Here is a 15,065-nt window from a genome sequence, read left to right as displayed (position 1 = left end):
GAGGTGATGAGCATGTCTGCCAACGACGAAATCGTGCGACGTCGGCGACTGACGGGCGGTCTCTGATGGCGTACTCCGTCGACGAGCTGCGCCGAGCGGCCGCCGCGCTCGAGGCAGGTGACTTCCGAACCGGGTTCCCCGGGCAGCGCCGCACCCGCGCCGCGGTGGCCGAGGAGTGGGACCCCGCCGAACCTGTCCTGGTCGTCGCCGGCGCTGCTGCACGTGTGGGCGCCACCATCGCCGCCACGGCGATCGCCGAAGCCGCCGGCATCGAAGTGCGCCTGGTCGAGGCGGGACCGATGCACACCACCGGGCTGGCTGACGCCACCACCGCCGAGCTCGGCGTGACCGAGACCGGGTGGCGCCAGGGGCACCGCGACCAGGTGCAGATCGAGCGGACGACCAGCTCCTACGAGCGTCCCGAGGCCGTCCCGGCTCCGGCGCCGACCGAGCGTGCGTTGACGGTCGTCGACGCCGGGTGGGACCTGACCCGAGTCGTGTCGTCGAGCTCGTGGATCTGCGACGCACTCGCCTCACACCCGCTGGTGCTGACCACGACCGCCACGGCGCCCGGCATGCGCGCCCTCGACACCGCCCTCGGCGTGTGCGGACGCGACGACGACGACGTTCACGTGGTCGTCATCGGCCCCGACCGCAAGAAGTGGCCCAAGGCCGTCACCACCGCCGCAACGGGCGCGGTGACCCAGCTGGCGCAACACGGGCGGCTCCACACGCTCCCGTACGACCGCCACCTCGCGATCTCCGGCCTGGATCGCGCCCCCCTACCTCCCGCAGTCCTGCGGGCGGCGAAGTCGGTTCTCACCGCTGTTACTCACCCTCTGGAAGGAAACTCTCATGTCCGTTAAGTCTTTCGGCAGCCAGCTCGTGACGCAGGTCTGCCCCATCGCTCCGCCAGGTGCCCAGGTCCACGTCGACCAGGTGCAGGGCTACGTCATGTGGGGAGTCATCATCATGATGGGTCTCGCCGCGCTCGTCGGAATCGGCGCAGTCGTCGGTGGCCGCATGTTCGCGATGGCGCACGCCTCCAAGGTCGGAGTCATCTCCGTCGTGGTGGTCATGATCAGCGCGATCGCCTTGCTGATCATCCCCGGCATGCTGCAGGCGATCCTCGGCGACGGCTGCGTCTGAGCCATGTTCGCCAAGCGAAGCAAGAGCCCGGCGCCGGCGGCGGTGATCGAGCCGTGGTCGCGTCAGCGACTGCAGGCCCTGCTCGCCGGCGCCGTGGCGCTGGCGGTGCTCCTGGTGCTCGGCCTGGGATACGCCACGGTACGCATCGTGGCCTCGGCCACCGAGCCCGACTCACCTGACGCCGAGCTCGCCGAGGAGTTCCCGGCCGGGCCCGACGGCGTCCGCGGGGAGGGTTACCGCGACGCCGTCGCGGCGGCGCCGATGCTCGAGATCACCGAGGCCGACCTTCGCCCCGCCGCGCCCTCTCTCGAGCCGGCCAAGACGTTGACGATGCCCGGGGCCACCGGCACCGGCACCGCTGACGTGCCCACCGGCTACCCCCACACCCCGGAAGGGGCAGTGGCCCAGCTGACGTCGATCGTCACCGCGGCGCTTCCCCCGATGGACACCGACGCCGCACGCTTCGTCTTCGAGGCATGGTCCGACCCCGCGGCGGACTACCTCTCGTGGCCGATCGCTCAGTCGATCCAGGCCTTCCACGCCTCAGCCGGGACCACCAACGGCGACCCCTCCATCGAGACCAGCGCCATCCCGGTCGCCGGTCAGGTCAAGGGCACCGACGGCGACGACTGGGTCCTGGCGTGCGTCCTGCTGGACGTGCAGATCTCGCTGGCCCAGGAGACCCGTTTCGGGTTCGGCCACTGCGAACGGATGCAGTGGGACGGCACCCGCTGGGAGATCGCCGCCGGCACCACTCCGGCCGTGGCCCCGTCGACCTGGCCGGATTCTCAGCGCAGCCTCGACGCGGGCTGGCGCACCCTCGAGCAGAAGGACTGACCCATGCGTACCGCCCTCGTGCAACCTGCCCAAGGACCGCTGGACTTCCTGGGACCCCTGAACCCGTTCGGTATCGCCGGAGACGCCATCGGGGAGGCCGCAGCCAACGCCTGGGTGGGGATCATGTGGGCCATCTTCGACTCCGGGCTGTGGATCCTGCGCCTGTGCCTCAGCGCGGTCGACTACTTCATGACCCCCGACCTCAGCGAGAACGGTCCCGCCGCCGGGGTCTACAAGACCACGTTCTGGGTCGCGGCCACCCTCGTCACCCTCATGGCTGTGGCGCAGATCGGCGTGGCCGTGTTCCGGCGCGACGGCAAGAGCCTGGGACGGGTCCTGCTCGGCGCCGGTCAGTTCGTCGGCGTCTGGTTCTGCTGGATCGCGTACTCCGTGGCCATCGTCGCCGCGGCTGGAGGACTGACCAAAGCCCTGATGAAGTCGATGCTGAACATCGACAACTGGAACGAGTGGCAACCACTCGGGTTCGGCTTCGGTTTCGTTGTCTCGGATTCAGTTCAAGTCGCCCTCGCCACGGCGATGGGTGTCATGGGGCTGTTTCTTTGGGTCGCGGCGATCGGCCACTTCGTCATCATGCTCATGCGTGCGGTCGCCCTACTGATCCTGGGCGGCACATCGGTGATCTCGGCGGCCGGGTTGGTCTCGGAGTCGGGTAAGGCGTGGTTCTGGAAGTCGGTGCGCTGGTTCCACGCTGCAGCGTTGACCCCGGTCCTGAGCGTCCTCATTCTCGGCATCGGCGTCCAGCTGACCGCCGGGGTCGGCCAGGGGCTAGCCGATTCGACCGAGAAGATGATCGGGACGGCGTTTCCGGCCGTGGTCATCATCGTCATCTCGGTCGGATCTCCGGTCGTGTTGTTCCGTCTCCTGGCCTTCGTCGACCCCGGCACGAGCAGCGGCGCCTCCATGCGCGCCGGCCTCGACGCCGCAGGCGGACTCGGGGGACTGCTCGGTGGCCAGTCCGGCGGCGGGCAGAGCTCGGCGGCCTCGTCGTCATCGGACTCGGGACAGTCGCAGGGCGAACAGCAGGGCAGCGACGCGACCTCAGCGCGAATGACCGGCGGCATCAGCAAGACGCTCGGCGCGTACGGGCAGGGCATCCAGGCGCTCACCTCGGCCTCGGGCAAGCTCGCGTCCGTCGGCGCCGACGAGATGAACCAGACCGCGGTCGGCAGTGGCGACTACTTCCCCGACCAACAGGGCGGGTCACGTCAGTTCAACCCTGACCAGCGCGACACCGCCGACACCGACGGCGACGGAGGCAACTCCTCGCAGGGCGGTGGGGGCGGGCAGCTTCCCGCGCCGCCGACACCGCCGAGCCCGCCCAGCTCGCAGCCTCCCGGAGGTGGGGGAGCGCCAGGCGGCGGTGGCGCACCCGCAGGCGGAGGTGGTGGCGGCGGTGCCGCGGGCGGTGGTGCCGCGGGCGGTGGCGCAGCCGGTGGCGGCGGTGCCGCGGCCGCTGGCGGGATCCCCCCGGTGGCCTGACCCCTTCCCGACAACGACCAACGAAAGCAGGACACCATGACCGCGACCATTTACAACGACTACGGCCGAGCACGGATCGGTTGGTTCCTCGGACTCTCCGGGCTCCAGGTCGGCGCCGTGATCGCCGCCGTGTTCCCGGCCATCATCGCCCTCTCGCGAGGGGCCGTGTTGGAGTTCCTCGCGCTGGCCTTTCTCGCCGCCCTGACGATCGCGCTGATCGTCGTGCCGGTCAAGGGCCGCTCCGCGACGGCGTGGCTGGTCTCGCTGGCGTCCTTCACGTTCGGGACGATGGCGGGACGGACCCGGTTCCGCTCGAGGGCTGCGCGCGGCCAGGCGACAGCGCTGGCGGTTCCTGACCTCCCGGGCCCGCTCAGCGGTGTCGAGATCCACGAGGGCGCCCCGCGCGGTCCGCAGCAGGCACGGTTGGCGATCATCCAGAACCACGCGACCCGCACCTGGGCGATGACAGCGGCGATCGTGCATCCCGGGATCGGCATGGCCGACCCGTCGACCCGCCACCGGCACGGACTGGGGCTGGCCGAACTGATCGAGATGAGCGCGCGAACCGAGCTCATCGACGAGCTGCTGGTCACCATCCGCACGGTCCCCGACGACGGAGCCGAGCGCATCCAGTGGGTCAGCAAGCACCGCCGTGACGGTGGTCCACAGCTGGCTCGCCGGGTCAACGACGAGCTTCAGGAGGCGCTCTCGAGCGGTTCGGTGCGCACCGAGGCGTTCGTGACGTTCGTGGTGCCGGAGGGCCGCCTGGCCAAGGAGGCCAAGGAGGCCGGCGGTGGCCTGGCTGGGCGCGCTCAGAGCCTGTACATGCTCGCCGGGGAAGTCGAGGCGCAGCTCAAGTCCTCGGTCGGAATGACCGAGGTGAGCTGGCTGACTTCGCCGGCACTGGCGGCCGCCTGCCGGACCGGGTTCGCCCCCGGTGATCGCGCGAGCATCGTCAACGCACTCGACGCGGCCGCTCGCGACACCCGGGTCAACGCCGACGTGCCGTGGGCCCTGGCCGGGCCGTCCGGTGCCGACAGCGTCGTGCGGCATTACTCGCACGACGCCTGGAACTCGGTCTCCTCGACGCTGAAGCTGCCCGACAAGGGCATGCTGATGGGCGCGCTCGCGCCGATCATCACTCCCACCGAACCGGGCGAGCGACGCAGCCTGGTGGTCTCGTTCCCGATCCTCGATCAGGCGCGCGCCGAGACCAAGGCCCGCAACAGTGAGTTTGGTGCGGACATGGCCGACGCCCTGCGGGAGAAGGGCAAGGTCAAGCAAAACGCGCGCGACCGTGAGGAAGCCAAGAAGGTGCGGCGACTCGACGAGAAGCTGGCCAAGGGCAGTGCTCTGACCCAGCCGTACGCGGTGGCCACGGTGACCGTGCCCAAGACAGTGCGCGCCGGTGAAGCCGGCCGCCGTCTGGACTCCTCGATCAGGCGCGCCGGGTTGTCGCCGCTGCGACTCGACCTGGCCCAGGACGTGGCCTTCGCGGCCTCGACGATCCCGCTCGGAGTGTCGCTGGCCAGGGGGACGAACTGATGGGCACCAGATTGGGGGGCGTCGGGGGCCGTGACATCGGCCGGCTTCTGTCGGACTTCGGTCACGAGCTGCCGGCCGCCGCGGTGGTCGAGGAGGCGACCAAGGAGCCTCGCCTGTTCCGTCCCGCCCCTCGCGCCGGACGCTTCCAGCGCGACCGCGGCTGGTCGGCGAGCCGCGCTCCGGTCCTGCAGTGGCAGATGACCTCGGAGCAGACGCCGGCGTTGTGGCCGTGGATCTCAACACCCGGCCTGCCGCCCACCGGCGCGCAGATGGGCATTGACCAGCTCTCCGGTGCGGCGTTCTACGCCGACCCGATGGGCTGGGTGCTCGACGACCGGGTCCCGGTCACCAACCCCAACATCATGAGCTTCGGAAAGCCCGGTCGCGGCAAGTCCGCCACGACCAAGGCGTTCTGCCTGCGGATGATGGACTTCGGGTATCGCACCCTGATCCTGGGCGACCCGAAGGACGAGTACGAGCCGCTCTGCCGAGCATTCGGGGTGGAGCCGTTCAGCATCGGCCCCGGCATGTCGACGCGCATAAACCCGCTCGCTCTCGGCCCGCTCGGGCAGGGATGGGACCAGCTGGACGCCACCGAGGCGAAGGAGCGCTCTGCCGTGGTGTTCTCCAGGTGGCTGACCCTCGTGCGGGGGCTCGTCGGATCGCAGAAGGTCGGCGCCCAGCACGTGCCGTTCGGCCCCTCCGACGAAGTGGTCATCAAGCGGGCGCTGGAGACGCTCACCGGCTACGACCGAGCCAGCACCCGGCTGAAGGAAACGACGATCGCCGAGCTGTGGCACCTGCTCGACAGTCCGACCCCCGAGCTGGTCGCCTTGACCCGGTACGAGTCGGAGCGTCACTTCCTCGACGAGACTCGGCTGTTGCGCGATGCGCTGGCCCAGCTGGTCACGGGTGCGCTGGCTGGCCTGTTCGACGACCACACCAACATCGACATCGATTGGACTGCCCCGATCCAGTCGCTCAGCCTTTCTCGTCTGGAGCCGTTGGGTGAGGAAGCGACCGGGATCGCGCTGACGTGCCTCAACTCGTGGGGCCGGGGGATGCGCGAGCTCGCGGCCCCCGGTGACATGCGCGTCGTGGTGCGCGATGAGTCCTGGAAGCAGCTGCGCCTCGGCGTCGAGGCCGTCAAGAGCTTCGATGCCGACCTGCGGTTGTCGCGCAGCGACGGCGATATCCAGTTCGCCGTCGCCCACAAGCCATCCGACCTGTTGAGCGCCGGCAGCGCCGGCAGCCAGGCCCAGACCATCGCCAAGGACCTCTTGCACCTGGTCGACATCAAAATCCTCCACGGCCAGGACCAGGGCGTCGCCAACGAGCTCGAGCAGCTGCTCGGGCTCGGTCAGATCGCCCGGAACCTCGTCACGGGGTGGGGCATGCAGGGCAAGGGGCGTGCTCTCTGGGGCGTCGGCGATCAGCTGTACCAGGTGCAGACCGTGCTTCACCCGGCCGAGCACCAGCTGACGTTCACCAACGAGAACCTCGCCGGCGCAGCCTGATGAAGTCCGCGGGGTGGGTCGGCATAGCCATCGTGGCCGTGCTCGTGATGCCGCTGGTCGCCGTGGCGCTGATCGCCGGTGGCGCGATCGCACCAGCGGCGATCGCGTCGACGTCGTGCGGGGGACCGGTCGCGGTGACCGCCGGCAGCTGGCGGCCGCCGATGGCTGGCCCGTACAAGGTCACAAGTCCGTTCGGCAGCCGGATCCACCCGACTCAGGGCGTGCGCAAGAACCACGACGGGCTCGACTTGGTGGCCACGGGCTCCAAGTCGATCGTCGCGGCCGCCGGCGGCACGGTCGTCGAGGCCGGGTGGCGCGGCGGTTACGGCAACCAGGTCCTCATCGACCATGGGGGTGGCATCCAGACCCGCTACGGGCACCTGGCGCACACGCCGTCAGTCACGGTCGGTCAGAGCGTGCAGGCCGGCACACCGGTCGGGGTCGAGGGCGCTACCGGTGACGTCAGCGGCGCCCACTTGCACTTCGAGGTCCGACAGAACGGACAGGCGATCGACCCCAAGCCGTGGATGGCCGCTCAGGGCGTCGTCCTGGACGGGCGCCAGCCGGTCGAGACCGTCGCGGCACCTCCGCCTGCCGTCGAAGACGCCAGCGCCGGGATCGGTTTCCCTCTGCCGGCGCCGGGCACACCGGTCAAGCACTCATCACACACACCGGCAGCACCCATCCCCGAGAACATGCGCCAGCTCTACGTCGCCGCGGCTGACAAGTACGTCATGCCCTGGACGGTGCTGGCGGCGGTCGGGATGATCGAGACCCGCCACGGCGCGCTGAGGAGCGTCTCCAGCGCCGGCGCGCAGGGACCGATGCAGTTCATGCCGGCCACGTTCGCCAAGTACGGCGTCGACGGCGACGGCGACGGGCGCGCCGACATCACCAACACCGCCGACAGCATCTACTCGGCCGCGAACTACCTGACTGCCAGCGACGTCTCCAAGGGAGAGCAGGGCGTGCGGGACGCGATCTTCGCCTACAACCACGCCGACTGGTACGTCAACGACGTCCTGACCTACGCGCACGCCTACGGCGGCGGCACCGTCATGGGCGCCGTCGAGAACTGCGGCGACGGCAGCGGCAACGGCAACCCCAACCTGTCGCCGCTGGCCGGCCCCCGCGCGGCCATCGTGCTTACGTGGGCCAACGCTCAGGCCGGCAAGCCCTACATCTTCGGCGGCACCGGCCCGGCCGGGTTCGACTGCTCCGGCCTGGTCCAGATGGCGTTCAAGCAGATCGGCATCAACATGCCCCGAACCGCCGGCACGCAGCGCGACTGGCTCGCCCAGGGCAACGGATTCCGCGTGGAGCCCGGCCAGGAACAACCCGGTGACCTGATCTTCTGGGACTCCTACCTGGGCCCGAACCAGGTCGGCCACGTCGTGATCGTCAACGACCCCGCCACCCAGACCACGATCGACGCTCGCAGCACCAAGACGGGCATCGGGAACTTCCCCTACAGCTCCTCGGGCAAGAACATCTACGAAATCTGGCGCGTCGGAAACGTCGACCCGCCGGCCCAGTGACCACCCGGGCCGAGCCTCGTGGCTTGACCAGGTATGGCGAACTTGCAGCAGGACCGTCGGTCCAACCCTTACCCGTGGTCGTGGGAGATCCCCGTGGGGGTCACGATCGTCGTCAGCTTCGTGCTGGTCCTGACCGTGCACGTGGCCAGGGCGATCGCGAACTGGTTCTCCGGGTCCCCGTGGGCGTTCCCGGAGTCGCGGGCGATCTTCACCAGCCTGCCGGCGACCCTGACCGGTAACCCGACTGCCGGGCTGGCCGAGGTCCCGGCCAACCATGCCTCCGGCACCTCGGTCATTGTCTGGGTGATCCTCCTCGAGATCGTCGTCCTCGTGGCCACGACGTGGGCTGCGGTGCTGACGTTGCGCCGCTTCGGGTCGGGGCGCATCAAGGGCATGGCCACGCCCGCCGAGGTCGACCAGGTCCTCGGTCTGACCCGGCTGCGCAAGCACGCCCACATCGTGCGACCCGATCTGCACACCGCACCAGGAAGGGGCCGGCGATGAAGACATTCGACCCGACACAAGTCGGATGGAAGCTCGGCAAGGCCCACGAGCCACGCACCGGCAAGGAGCTGTGGGTGCCGTGGGACCGCACGACCGGCGTCATCGGCCCGCAGGGTTCGGGCAAGACGCTCGATATTTTGGTGCCGGCGTTGCTGGGCGCCCCAGGCGCCGCGCTGGTCACGATGACCAAGGTCGAGGACCTGCTGCTGACGATCGACGCCCGCAGCGCCGATGACCGCCCCTGCGCCGTGCTGGATCCGTTCGGTCTCGCGCCCGGGCTGCCGGAGTTCGTCTTCGACCCGGTCGCCGGGTGCGTCGACCCGATGCTCGCCGAACGTCGAGCAAAGGCGTTCACCGCCGGCACGGTCAAGGGCTCCTCCCACACCGACGACGCCGCACGGTTCTACGCCGCCGAAGCGTCCAAGGTCATCCAGGCGTTCTTTCACGCCGCAGCTCTCAGTGGTCGCGGCCTCGACGACGTCCTGGAATGGGTCGCCAACCCGCGCGCCGCGACCGAGCCCGAGGAGATCCTGCGCGAGCACCCGCACGCCGCTCCGTTCTGGCACGGGCTCCTGCAGGGGGCGCTGCGCGGTGACGACCGCACCGCGGGCAACACCGCGACGACCGTCCAGCAGGCGATGTCGCTGTTCTTCCAAGGCGACATCCGGCGCCGGTGCGTCCCCGGGCGGGGGAGGCGAGCCACCGACGTCGCGGACATCATCAGTCGCGGCGGCACGATCTACCTCCTCGGCCGAGAAGACCCCTACGCGTCGGCGTCACCGCTGATGACCGCCGTGGCCGAACACGTCCTGGACACCGCCCTCGAGCTCGCGAACTCCTCGCCCCACGGGCGACTGTGCCCGCCGATGGTGGCGGTTCTCGACGAGCTGCCGTCGACCGCGCCGCTGCCGACCCTGCGCACCCGCATGGCCAACGAGCGCGCCCTCGGTCTGTCCTTCATCTACGCGGCCCAGACGTGGCGTCAGCTGGCGGCGATCTTCGGCGAGCAGGAAGCCCGAGCGCTGTTCGGGCTGACGAACGTACTGGCCCTGTTCGGTGGCTCCAAGGACGTCTCCTTCAATCAGGAGGTCTCCGACCTGCTCGGACCCGTCCGCGTGACCCGGTTCAACTGGCAGAGCGGTGCGATGGCCGGCCGCTCGAGCAGCAGCGACGAGATCCCCATCCTGACCGGCGCCGAGATTCGTCAGCTCGAGCAACGTCAGGCGCTCGTGATCGCCGAGAACGGCCGGCCCGTGCTGGCCAAGCTGCACCGCTGCATCGACGGCGCCCCCGGTCGGGAGCTGTTGCGCGCGCAGGAAGCCGCTCGAGCCCGGGTCGAGTCCGCTCGTCACCACCGGATCGACCCGGCCGCCCGCGCCACGGCGGCGCTGGTGGAGTCGCAGCGTCGAGGTCTGGGCGGGTGGCCCACATGAGCACAGCTCACGAGGTGCCCGCCGCCGAGGACGAAAGCCTGATCTGGCCGTTCCCGAAGCCCACGTCCCGGGTCTCTCTGGCCTACCGCGAGCTCGCGGTCGCCGCCAACGGCACACCAGCGCAGATCGCCGAGCTCGGCGATCTCAACGCACTTCCGCGTCCATGGCTGCCAGCGACGTGCACCGACCCCGTCCTGAGAACTGACCTCTGGAAGTGGCTGGATCGCGTCGCGGCCTGGATCAACCATGAGTACGTCTTCGACCCGGCCGGGATCATCCCGCCATGCTGGCCACGGCACCCGCACCTGATCCACGAGCTCGCGGTGCTGGCCGATCAGCGGTACCGCACCCACGAGGCGCTCACCAGCGACCCGATCGAGGAATGGCACCGGTACACGCTGCCCGCGTTCCTCGAGCGCATGCGCGCGAGGATGCAGTCGCACTGCGAGCGTCAGCACTCCCAATGGCCAGCGCGAAGCCGGTACCTCAACCACGTTTCCGAGCCGGAGGTCCGGAGGCGCACCGAGGCGTACGCCGGCGACCTTCGCACGCTGAGCACCGAACCGGGCCAGGCGGCGACGCTGCCCGGGGCACCCAGGCTCAGCGTCGTCGACCCTCAGACAGGTGAACTTCTGGACTGACGGGCTGGCCGTCCATGAGCGCCGGCAGGTTCCTTGCGGTGATCGCAGAAATCAGCCGTCATCGCCGTGCTGGACGAGTCGGCGCCGGTCTTCAACCGTCAGTGGCGCATTCCTCTGCGTCACTGCGCTGCACCGGGCGCGGATGCTCGGCGCTCGGTGCCACGGTTTTCGATGGCCTGCTGGACCTCGCTGATGGCCGTGCGGAGCGTGTCGCCCTAGACGTCCTCCGATAGGGCGGAGGTGTGCTGGTCGGCGTTCTTGATGTGCTCGGCGGCTGCGCCGAATGCGCCCAGGCGGCGGAGGTTGTCGGCGATGTTGAGGTGAGGCTCGGACAGAAACCGGCCACCTGGAGGCTTGCGTTGTGTTGCTGTGCGCGCTCGGTGAGCGCCTCGGCGGCGTCGAGGGCGATCACATCGGTTCGGCGCATACCGATGCCGAATTGACGCTCTTGGTGAACGCGGCACGCGACCTGCTTCACGAGGGGCAAGCGTCTCTTGATCTTGGTGTGCTCGACCAGGCGCAGGTCAGCATCGACGATGTTGCTGACTGGACCCGCCCTGGCAACGACGTAGTCAACGTGCCGAGGCGGAGCGTCCCCGCACCGTCGCTGGAGGCGACAAGGTGGTGCGGACCTCGGCGTTGACCTTATGGAATGTGCTGACCGAGATTTATAGTCAGCTCGGTTTCGATGCTGTCGGTGATGACGCGTTCCGTGCGTTGGTGCTGGCCAGGATCATCGAGCCGACGTCAAAGGCCGATACAGTCCAGGTGCTGACGGATTTGGGTGTTGCGGGGCCGTCGTTGCGCACGATCTTTCGCACCTTGGGCCGCTGCGTCGAGCGGGACTAACGTCAATACCGTTCAATTAGGGTTGCAGCGATGTCGTGGACCCCGAAGGCCGCTAACCTGCACACGGGCCAGGGCGAAGGCCTCGCCGGTCCACTCCCACCAGTCGACCGGGTTGTCGGCGTGCTGCTGCAGGTATGGCGACTGGGCGTCAGCGAGGCGGTTGGCCATGAGCTGGGCTCAGGCGTCGTCGCGGCGCTGGGCGGCCGGGCTGTCGGGGGAGCGGTCGCCCTCGTCGGCGGCCTCGCCCTCCCACGGGTCACGGGCGCGGCGCGAGATGCGCGCGAAGGACCACATCAGCAGGGCGAGCGTGACGGCCATGGCGACGAAGATGAGGAGCGCGACCCAGCCGGGCTTCACGATGTTGGGGTCCAGCTCCCGGCGCTCACCGGAGGCGACGATCAGGTCACCGGCGGCGACCAGCACCCTTCCGGAGACGTCGAGCACGCTGCTCGCGATGTCGTACATGGGTTCAGCGTAGGCCTGCGAACAAGTCGTCCTGGGGCAGGGTCGTGGGCACCTTGCTGTCGACCAGCTCGAAGTCCTCGGTGGGCCAGGCCTCCGTCTGGACCTCCCGCGGCACGGCGAACCAGAAGCCGTCCGGGTCGATCTGCGTGGCGTGTGCGATCAGTGCGGCGTCGCGGACGTGGAAGTACTCGGCACACTCGACCCGCGTCGTGGTGCGATCGCCGCGGTCCGACCTGGGACCTCGGTCCTTCAGCCAGTCGACGTACGGGTTCTCGAGGCCGCGCGCGACCATGGCGGCGCCGACCTTCTCGAGTCGCTCACGGGTGAACCCACCCTGGTAGTAGAGCTTGCTGACCTGCCACGGCTCCCCCAGCTCGGGGTACAGCTCAGGATCGGCAGCCGCCTCGTAGGCGAAGACGCTGATCTCGTGACACTTGATGTGGTCGGGGTGCGGGTAGCCGCCGTTCTCGTCGTACGTCGTGAGGACGTGCGGACGGAACGAGCGGATGAGACGCACGAGCGGCGCCGCGGCCTCCTCGAGTGGGACCAGCGCGAAGCAGCCCTCCGGCAGGGGCGGCTTCGGGTCGCCGTCGGGCCAGCCGGAGTCGACCCAGCCGAGCCAGTCCTGGGTGACGCCGAGGATGTCGCGGGCGCGCTCCATCTCCTCGCGCCGGATCTCGGTGATGAGATCGGGGTCGTCCTAGATGCCTGGGTGCTGAAAGCTCGGATTCAGAATCGATCCGCGCTCGCCCCCGGTGCACGTCGCCACGTGCATCAGTCGCGGCCGTTCCTCCACCCGCCAGTATCTCGGGTCAGGTGAACCTTGATGAGACACTGGACCCATGACCGACCTCACCGATCGCTACGGCACCCGCACCTCGCCGCGCTGGTTGTGGTGGGTCGTCGCCGGCGTCGGCATCAGCTTGGGGGTGGCGTGGGCGGCGTGGATTGCGCTGCAGCCGCGCCCCGTGTCGACCGAGGTGTACTCGTTCGACGTCGTCTCCGACACCCAGATCGACCTTGAGCTGGAGATCATCCGGCCGGAGCCCACAGCGGTCACGTGCAGTGTCTACGCGCAGGCGCTCGATCACTCGATCGTCGGTGAGAAGACGATCACCATCCCCGCCTCTGATCGGGAGATCGTGCGGCACCCCTTGACCCTCACCACCACCGAGAGGGCAGTCACGGGCGTCATTCGTTCGTGCGAGGTCACCGGCTGAGTGCTAGACGGTATGTGGGACCGCTCGGGTTCTGCTGGGGGTTGTCGAGCCGGGGACCGGAACTCTTCACGGCGAAAAACCCGCCGACGATTCCCGTACTCGACGTCAGTGAACGAAGACTGCACGCTGCGCATGCCCAATTCTCCCGCGATTCCACCAACACCAGCGCATCGACACGAGCCGACCCGCCGGATAGATCAGCGATTCCTTAGGTGAGCCTTGCTCACTGCAGGATGTAGATGGAGGCGAAGAGCGCCACCCAGACGACGTCCACGAAGTGCCAGTAGTACGACACGACGATCGCGCTGATCGCCTGTTCGTGGGTGAACTTGCGTGTCACGAAGGTGCGTCCGACGACGAGCAAGAACGCGATCAGGCCGGCGACGACGTGGATGCCGTGGAAGCCGGTCGCGAGGTAGAAGAGGCTGCCGTAGGCCGACGAGGAGAGGGTCAGGCCGTGCTCGATGAGCTCGGCGTACTCGGTGGCCTGGCCGGCCACGAAGACCGCGCCCATGGCGAACGAGAGGATGAACCACTCGCGCATGCCCCACTGGCGCACGTTGAGGATGCCGGCGCTGCGACCAGCCTTGCCGCGCGCGGCGGCGAACACGCCCAGCTGGCAGGTGATCGACGACGCCACGAGGATCGAGGTGTTCGTGGCGGCGAACGGGAAGTTCAGGAGCTCGGTCTCCTGGGCCCACAGCTCGGGGGTGACGTTGCGGACCGTGAAGTAGGCGGCGAACAGGGCCGCGAAGAACAACAGGTCGCTCGCGAGCCAGATGATCGTGCCGACCGTCACCATGGACGGGCGGCCTTCCTGGCCATGAAGTCGGGACGCGGGGATCGCAGAAGTAGTCGCCACGGCATCATTATGTACGATCCGAACGTGCCCAGTGACCGCCTCCTGCGAGTCCTCGTCTACAGCGACGACCGCGACGTCCGCCAAGCCTGACGGCCCGCCGTGACCTCGAGCCGGATGGTGGGCGATGGGCGAGATCCTCGACGGCCAAGCGTCGGACGCCCAGATCGCCGGGTTCGCGGTCGCGCTGACACGAAGGGTGGGACGCGCGTCGAGCAGCCGGCGTGCTGGAGGCGCTCAGCGTGCGCCTGTACGTGCCGGCCGGCCGGATCGTCGACGTGTACGACCGTGCCAGCATCACGTTCTGCTTCGCCCGCCTGTTCCACCCGTCGTTCCGTCACGTCGGTCCCCTCCGCTGAGGGTGGCTGCGAGCCCCTCACGGACCGTAGCGCCACAGTAGTGAAGCCGGAGGCGCTACGGGCGGTCGAGGACTTCCGCAAGGTCAACTCCGAACTCCTGACACAGTTCGCCAACGTGGCCTCCTGATGGCGCGACGAGACTTCAGCTCGATGCTTCCCACAATCGACAGGGCCCCCGAGGCCCCGCCGCCGGGGGCGCGCGGGGCAGCTGCTCCCATCGACGCTCCGGCGCCGTCGAAGCCGAAGGCGGCCAAGCGTGTGGCTACGAGCACCGCGCCGAAGAACTCGGCCGCGAAGACCCCGCAAGCGGCGCCGCGTGGCGTCGCCGGGGGAGGGAGGTTCGATCAGCTTGAGCGCAAAGAGACTCGCCTGAGCGCTGACCAGTAGGCCGAGCTCTCCTCTCTGGCGCGCGACCTCAACCGACGTCGAGACGGTCAAGGTCACCGGATCGCCGAGAACACCCTCATCCGTCTGGGGGTCAAGAGATCACTTCAGCTTCCCTGACGCTTCCGTCCCCCAAGGCTTCCGAAGGTACAGACTCTGTAGGTGCGTGGACGGAACATTCCGGGGTGCTCCGCCTCGTTCGAGCAGCGGCGATCCACGTCACTCGCGGCTTCAAGGGACGCATCCGCCCAGTTTGGCAGTCGTG

General features: G+C 69.0%; 18 protein-coding genes and 1 pseudogene. 15 read left to right on the top strand and 4 right to left on the bottom strand.

The window, feature by feature from the left end; translation table 11 throughout:
- Positions 1-65 precede the first annotated feature (65 nt).
- From V6S66_RS14700 to V6S66_RS14645, 12 genes are all read left to right on the top strand, one after another.
- Positions 66-866 (top strand): hypothetical protein, encoded by an 801-nt coding sequence (locus V6S66_RS14700; protein WP_334207537.1) that lies wholly within the window; start codon positions 66-68, stop codon positions 864-866.
- The gene (locus V6S66_RS14695; RefSeq protein ID WP_334207536.1) at positions 856-1,149 is read left to right on the top strand and encodes a hypothetical protein; all 294 of its coding nucleotides are present in this window, start codon (positions 856-858) and stop codon (positions 1,147-1,149) included. Before V6S66_RS14700 ends, V6S66_RS14695 begins: the two co-directional genes overlap by 11 nt.
- Positions 1,150-1,152: 3 nt before the next feature.
- Positions 1,153-1,986, top strand: a complete 834-nt coding sequence (locus V6S66_RS14690; protein ID WP_334207535.1) for a hypothetical protein — start codon at positions 1,153-1,155, stop codon at positions 1,984-1,986.
- A 3-nt stretch (positions 1,987-1,989) separates the two neighbouring features.
- Complete coding sequence (locus V6S66_RS14685; RefSeq protein ID WP_334207534.1) at positions 1,990-3,486, top strand: hypothetical protein; 1,497 nt, start codon at positions 1,990-1,992, stop codon at positions 3,484-3,486.
- A gap of 36 nt (positions 3,487-3,522) precedes the next feature.
- The gene (locus V6S66_RS14680; protein WP_334207533.1) at positions 3,523-5,031 is read left to right on the top strand and encodes an SCO6880 family protein; all 1,509 of its coding nucleotides are present in this window, start codon (positions 3,523-3,525) and stop codon (positions 5,029-5,031) included.
- Positions 5,031-6,548, top strand: a complete 1,518-nt coding sequence (locus V6S66_RS14675; RefSeq protein WP_334207532.1) for an ATP-binding protein — start codon at positions 5,031-5,033, stop codon at positions 6,546-6,548. The genes V6S66_RS14680 and V6S66_RS14675 overlap by 1 nt, the downstream gene beginning before the upstream one ends.
- A complete protein-coding gene (locus V6S66_RS14670) occupies positions 6,548-8,086 on the top strand; it encodes a peptidoglycan DD-metalloendopeptidase family protein (RefSeq protein ID WP_442885938.1) in 1,539 nt (512 codons plus the stop codon). Before V6S66_RS14675 ends, V6S66_RS14670 begins: the two co-directional genes overlap by 1 nt.
- 33 nt (positions 8,087-8,119) lie before the next feature.
- Entirely contained in the window at positions 8,120-8,590 is a 471-nt protein-coding gene (locus V6S66_RS14665) for a hypothetical protein (RefSeq protein ID WP_334207531.1), read from the top strand.
- Entirely contained in the window at positions 8,587-10,023 is a 1,437-nt protein-coding gene (locus V6S66_RS14660; RefSeq protein WP_334207530.1) for a type IV secretory system conjugative DNA transfer family protein, read from the top strand. Before V6S66_RS14665 ends, V6S66_RS14660 begins: the two co-directional genes overlap by 4 nt.
- Positions 10,020-10,664 carry a hypothetical protein gene (locus V6S66_RS14655; protein ID WP_334207529.1) on the top strand — a complete coding sequence of 215 codons (645 nt, stop codon included), beginning with the start codon at positions 10,020-10,022 and terminating at the stop codon, positions 10,662-10,664. The genes V6S66_RS14660 and V6S66_RS14655 overlap by 4 nt, the downstream gene beginning before the upstream one ends.
- A gap of 361 nt (positions 10,665-11,025) precedes the next feature.
- Positions 11,026-11,307, top strand: coding sequence for a hypothetical protein (locus tag V6S66_RS14650; protein ID WP_334207528.1), 282 nt, complete (start codon positions 11,026-11,028; stop codon positions 11,305-11,307).
- Between the two features lie 11 nt (positions 11,308-11,318).
- Positions 11,319-11,513 (top strand): hypothetical protein, encoded by a 195-nt coding sequence (locus V6S66_RS14645; protein WP_334207527.1) that lies wholly within the window; start codon positions 11,319-11,321, stop codon positions 11,511-11,513.
- 12 nt (positions 11,514-11,525) lie between these two features.
- On the opposite strand, the gene V6S66_RS14640 is transcribed toward V6S66_RS14645, so the two are convergent.
- Genes V6S66_RS14640 through mca form a run of 3 tightly spaced genes read right to left on the bottom strand, consistent with a single transcriptional unit; the run spans position 11,526 to position 12,654 of the window.
- Positions 11,526-11,681 carry a DUF255 domain-containing protein gene (locus V6S66_RS14640; RefSeq protein WP_442885937.1) on the bottom strand — a complete coding sequence of 52 codons (156 nt, stop codon included), beginning with the start codon at positions 11,679-11,681 and terminating at the stop codon, positions 11,526-11,528.
- Between the two features lie 9 nt (positions 11,682-11,690).
- Positions 11,691-11,978: a hypothetical protein gene (locus tag V6S66_RS14635; RefSeq protein ID WP_334207526.1), complete on the bottom strand. Its 288-nt coding sequence runs from the start codon at positions 11,976-11,978 to the stop codon at positions 11,691-11,693.
- Between the two features lie 4 nt (positions 11,979-11,982).
- Entirely contained in the window at positions 11,983-12,654 is a 672-nt protein-coding gene (mca, locus tag V6S66_RS14630; protein WP_334207839.1) for a mycothiol conjugate amidase Mca, read from the bottom strand.
- 166 nt (positions 12,655-12,820) lie between these two features.
- Between mca and V6S66_RS14625 the strand changes: the two genes are divergently transcribed.
- On the top strand, positions 12,821-13,198 hold the full coding sequence (locus V6S66_RS14625) for a DUF4307 domain-containing protein (RefSeq protein ID WP_334207525.1): 378 nt from the start codon (positions 12,821-12,823) through the stop codon (positions 13,196-13,198).
- Positions 13,199-13,421: 223 nt separating this feature from the next.
- On the opposite strand, the gene ctaE is transcribed toward V6S66_RS14625, so the two are convergent.
- Positions 13,422-14,060 carry an aa3-type cytochrome oxidase subunit III gene (ctaE, locus tag V6S66_RS14620; RefSeq protein WP_442885936.1) on the bottom strand — a complete coding sequence of 213 codons (639 nt, stop codon included), beginning with the start codon at positions 14,058-14,060 and terminating at the stop codon, positions 13,422-13,424.
- A gap of 124 nt (positions 14,061-14,184) precedes the next feature.
- Between ctaE and V6S66_RS17055 the strand changes: the two are divergent.
- Positions 14,185-14,241 (top strand): annotated as a pseudogene (locus V6S66_RS17055) (hypothetical protein); the annotation flags it as partial.
- A gap of 40 nt (positions 14,242-14,281) precedes the next feature.
- Positions 14,282-14,416, top strand: coding sequence for a hypothetical protein (locus V6S66_RS14615; RefSeq protein WP_334207524.1), 135 nt, complete (start codon positions 14,282-14,284; stop codon positions 14,414-14,416).
- Positions 14,417-15,065 lie beyond the last annotated feature (649 nt).

The organism is Aeromicrobium sp. Sec7.5 (assembly GCF_036867135.1).
Classification (GTDB): domain Bacteria; phylum Actinomycetota; class Actinomycetes; order Propionibacteriales; family Nocardioidaceae; genus Aeromicrobium.
Note: the sequence above shows the minus strand (reverse complement) of the source record. Positions and strands in the feature narration are given on the sequence as shown.

Bases quoted from the DNA above. Each gene is read 5' to 3' on its own strand.
- V6S66_RS14700 (WP_334207537.1), top strand. From the start codon at position 66: ATGGCGTACTCCGTCGACGAGCTGCGCCGAGCGGCCGCCGCGCTCGAG.
- V6S66_RS14695 (WP_334207536.1), top strand. From the start codon at position 856: ATGTCCGTTAAGTCTTTCGGCAGCCAGCTCGTGACGCAGGTCTGCCCC.
- V6S66_RS14690 (WP_334207535.1), top strand. From the start codon at position 1,153: ATGTTCGCCAAGCGAAGCAAGAGCCCGGCGCCGGCGGCGGTGATCGAG.
- V6S66_RS14685 (WP_334207534.1), top strand. From the start codon at position 1,990: ATGCGTACCGCCCTCGTGCAACCTGCCCAAGGACCGCTGGACTTCCTG.
- V6S66_RS14680 (WP_334207533.1), top strand. From the start codon at position 3,523: ATGACCGCGACCATTTACAACGACTACGGCCGAGCACGGATCGGTTGG.
- V6S66_RS14675 (WP_334207532.1), top strand. From the start codon at position 5,031: ATGGGCACCAGATTGGGGGGCGTCGGGGGCCGTGACATCGGCCGGCTT.
- V6S66_RS14670 (WP_442885938.1), top strand. From the start codon at position 6,548: ATGAAGTCCGCGGGGTGGGTCGGCATAGCCATCGTGGCCGTGCTCGTG.
- V6S66_RS14665 (WP_334207531.1), top strand. From the start codon at position 8,120: ATGGCGAACTTGCAGCAGGACCGTCGGTCCAACCCTTACCCGTGGTCG.
- V6S66_RS14660 (WP_334207530.1), top strand. From the start codon at position 8,587: ATGAAGACATTCGACCCGACACAAGTCGGATGGAAGCTCGGCAAGGCC.
- V6S66_RS14655 (WP_334207529.1), top strand. From the start codon at position 10,020: ATGAGCACAGCTCACGAGGTGCCCGCCGCCGAGGACGAAAGCCTGATC.
- V6S66_RS14640 (WP_442885937.1), bottom strand. From the start codon at position 11,681: ATGGCCAACCGCCTCGCTGACGCCCAGTCGCCATACCTGCAGCAGCAC.
- V6S66_RS14635 (WP_334207526.1), bottom strand. From the start codon at position 11,978: ATGTACGACATCGCGAGCAGCGTGCTCGACGTCTCCGGAAGGGTGCTG.
- V6S66_RS14625 (WP_334207525.1), top strand. From the start codon at position 12,821: ATGACCGACCTCACCGATCGCTACGGCACCCGCACCTCGCCGCGCTGG.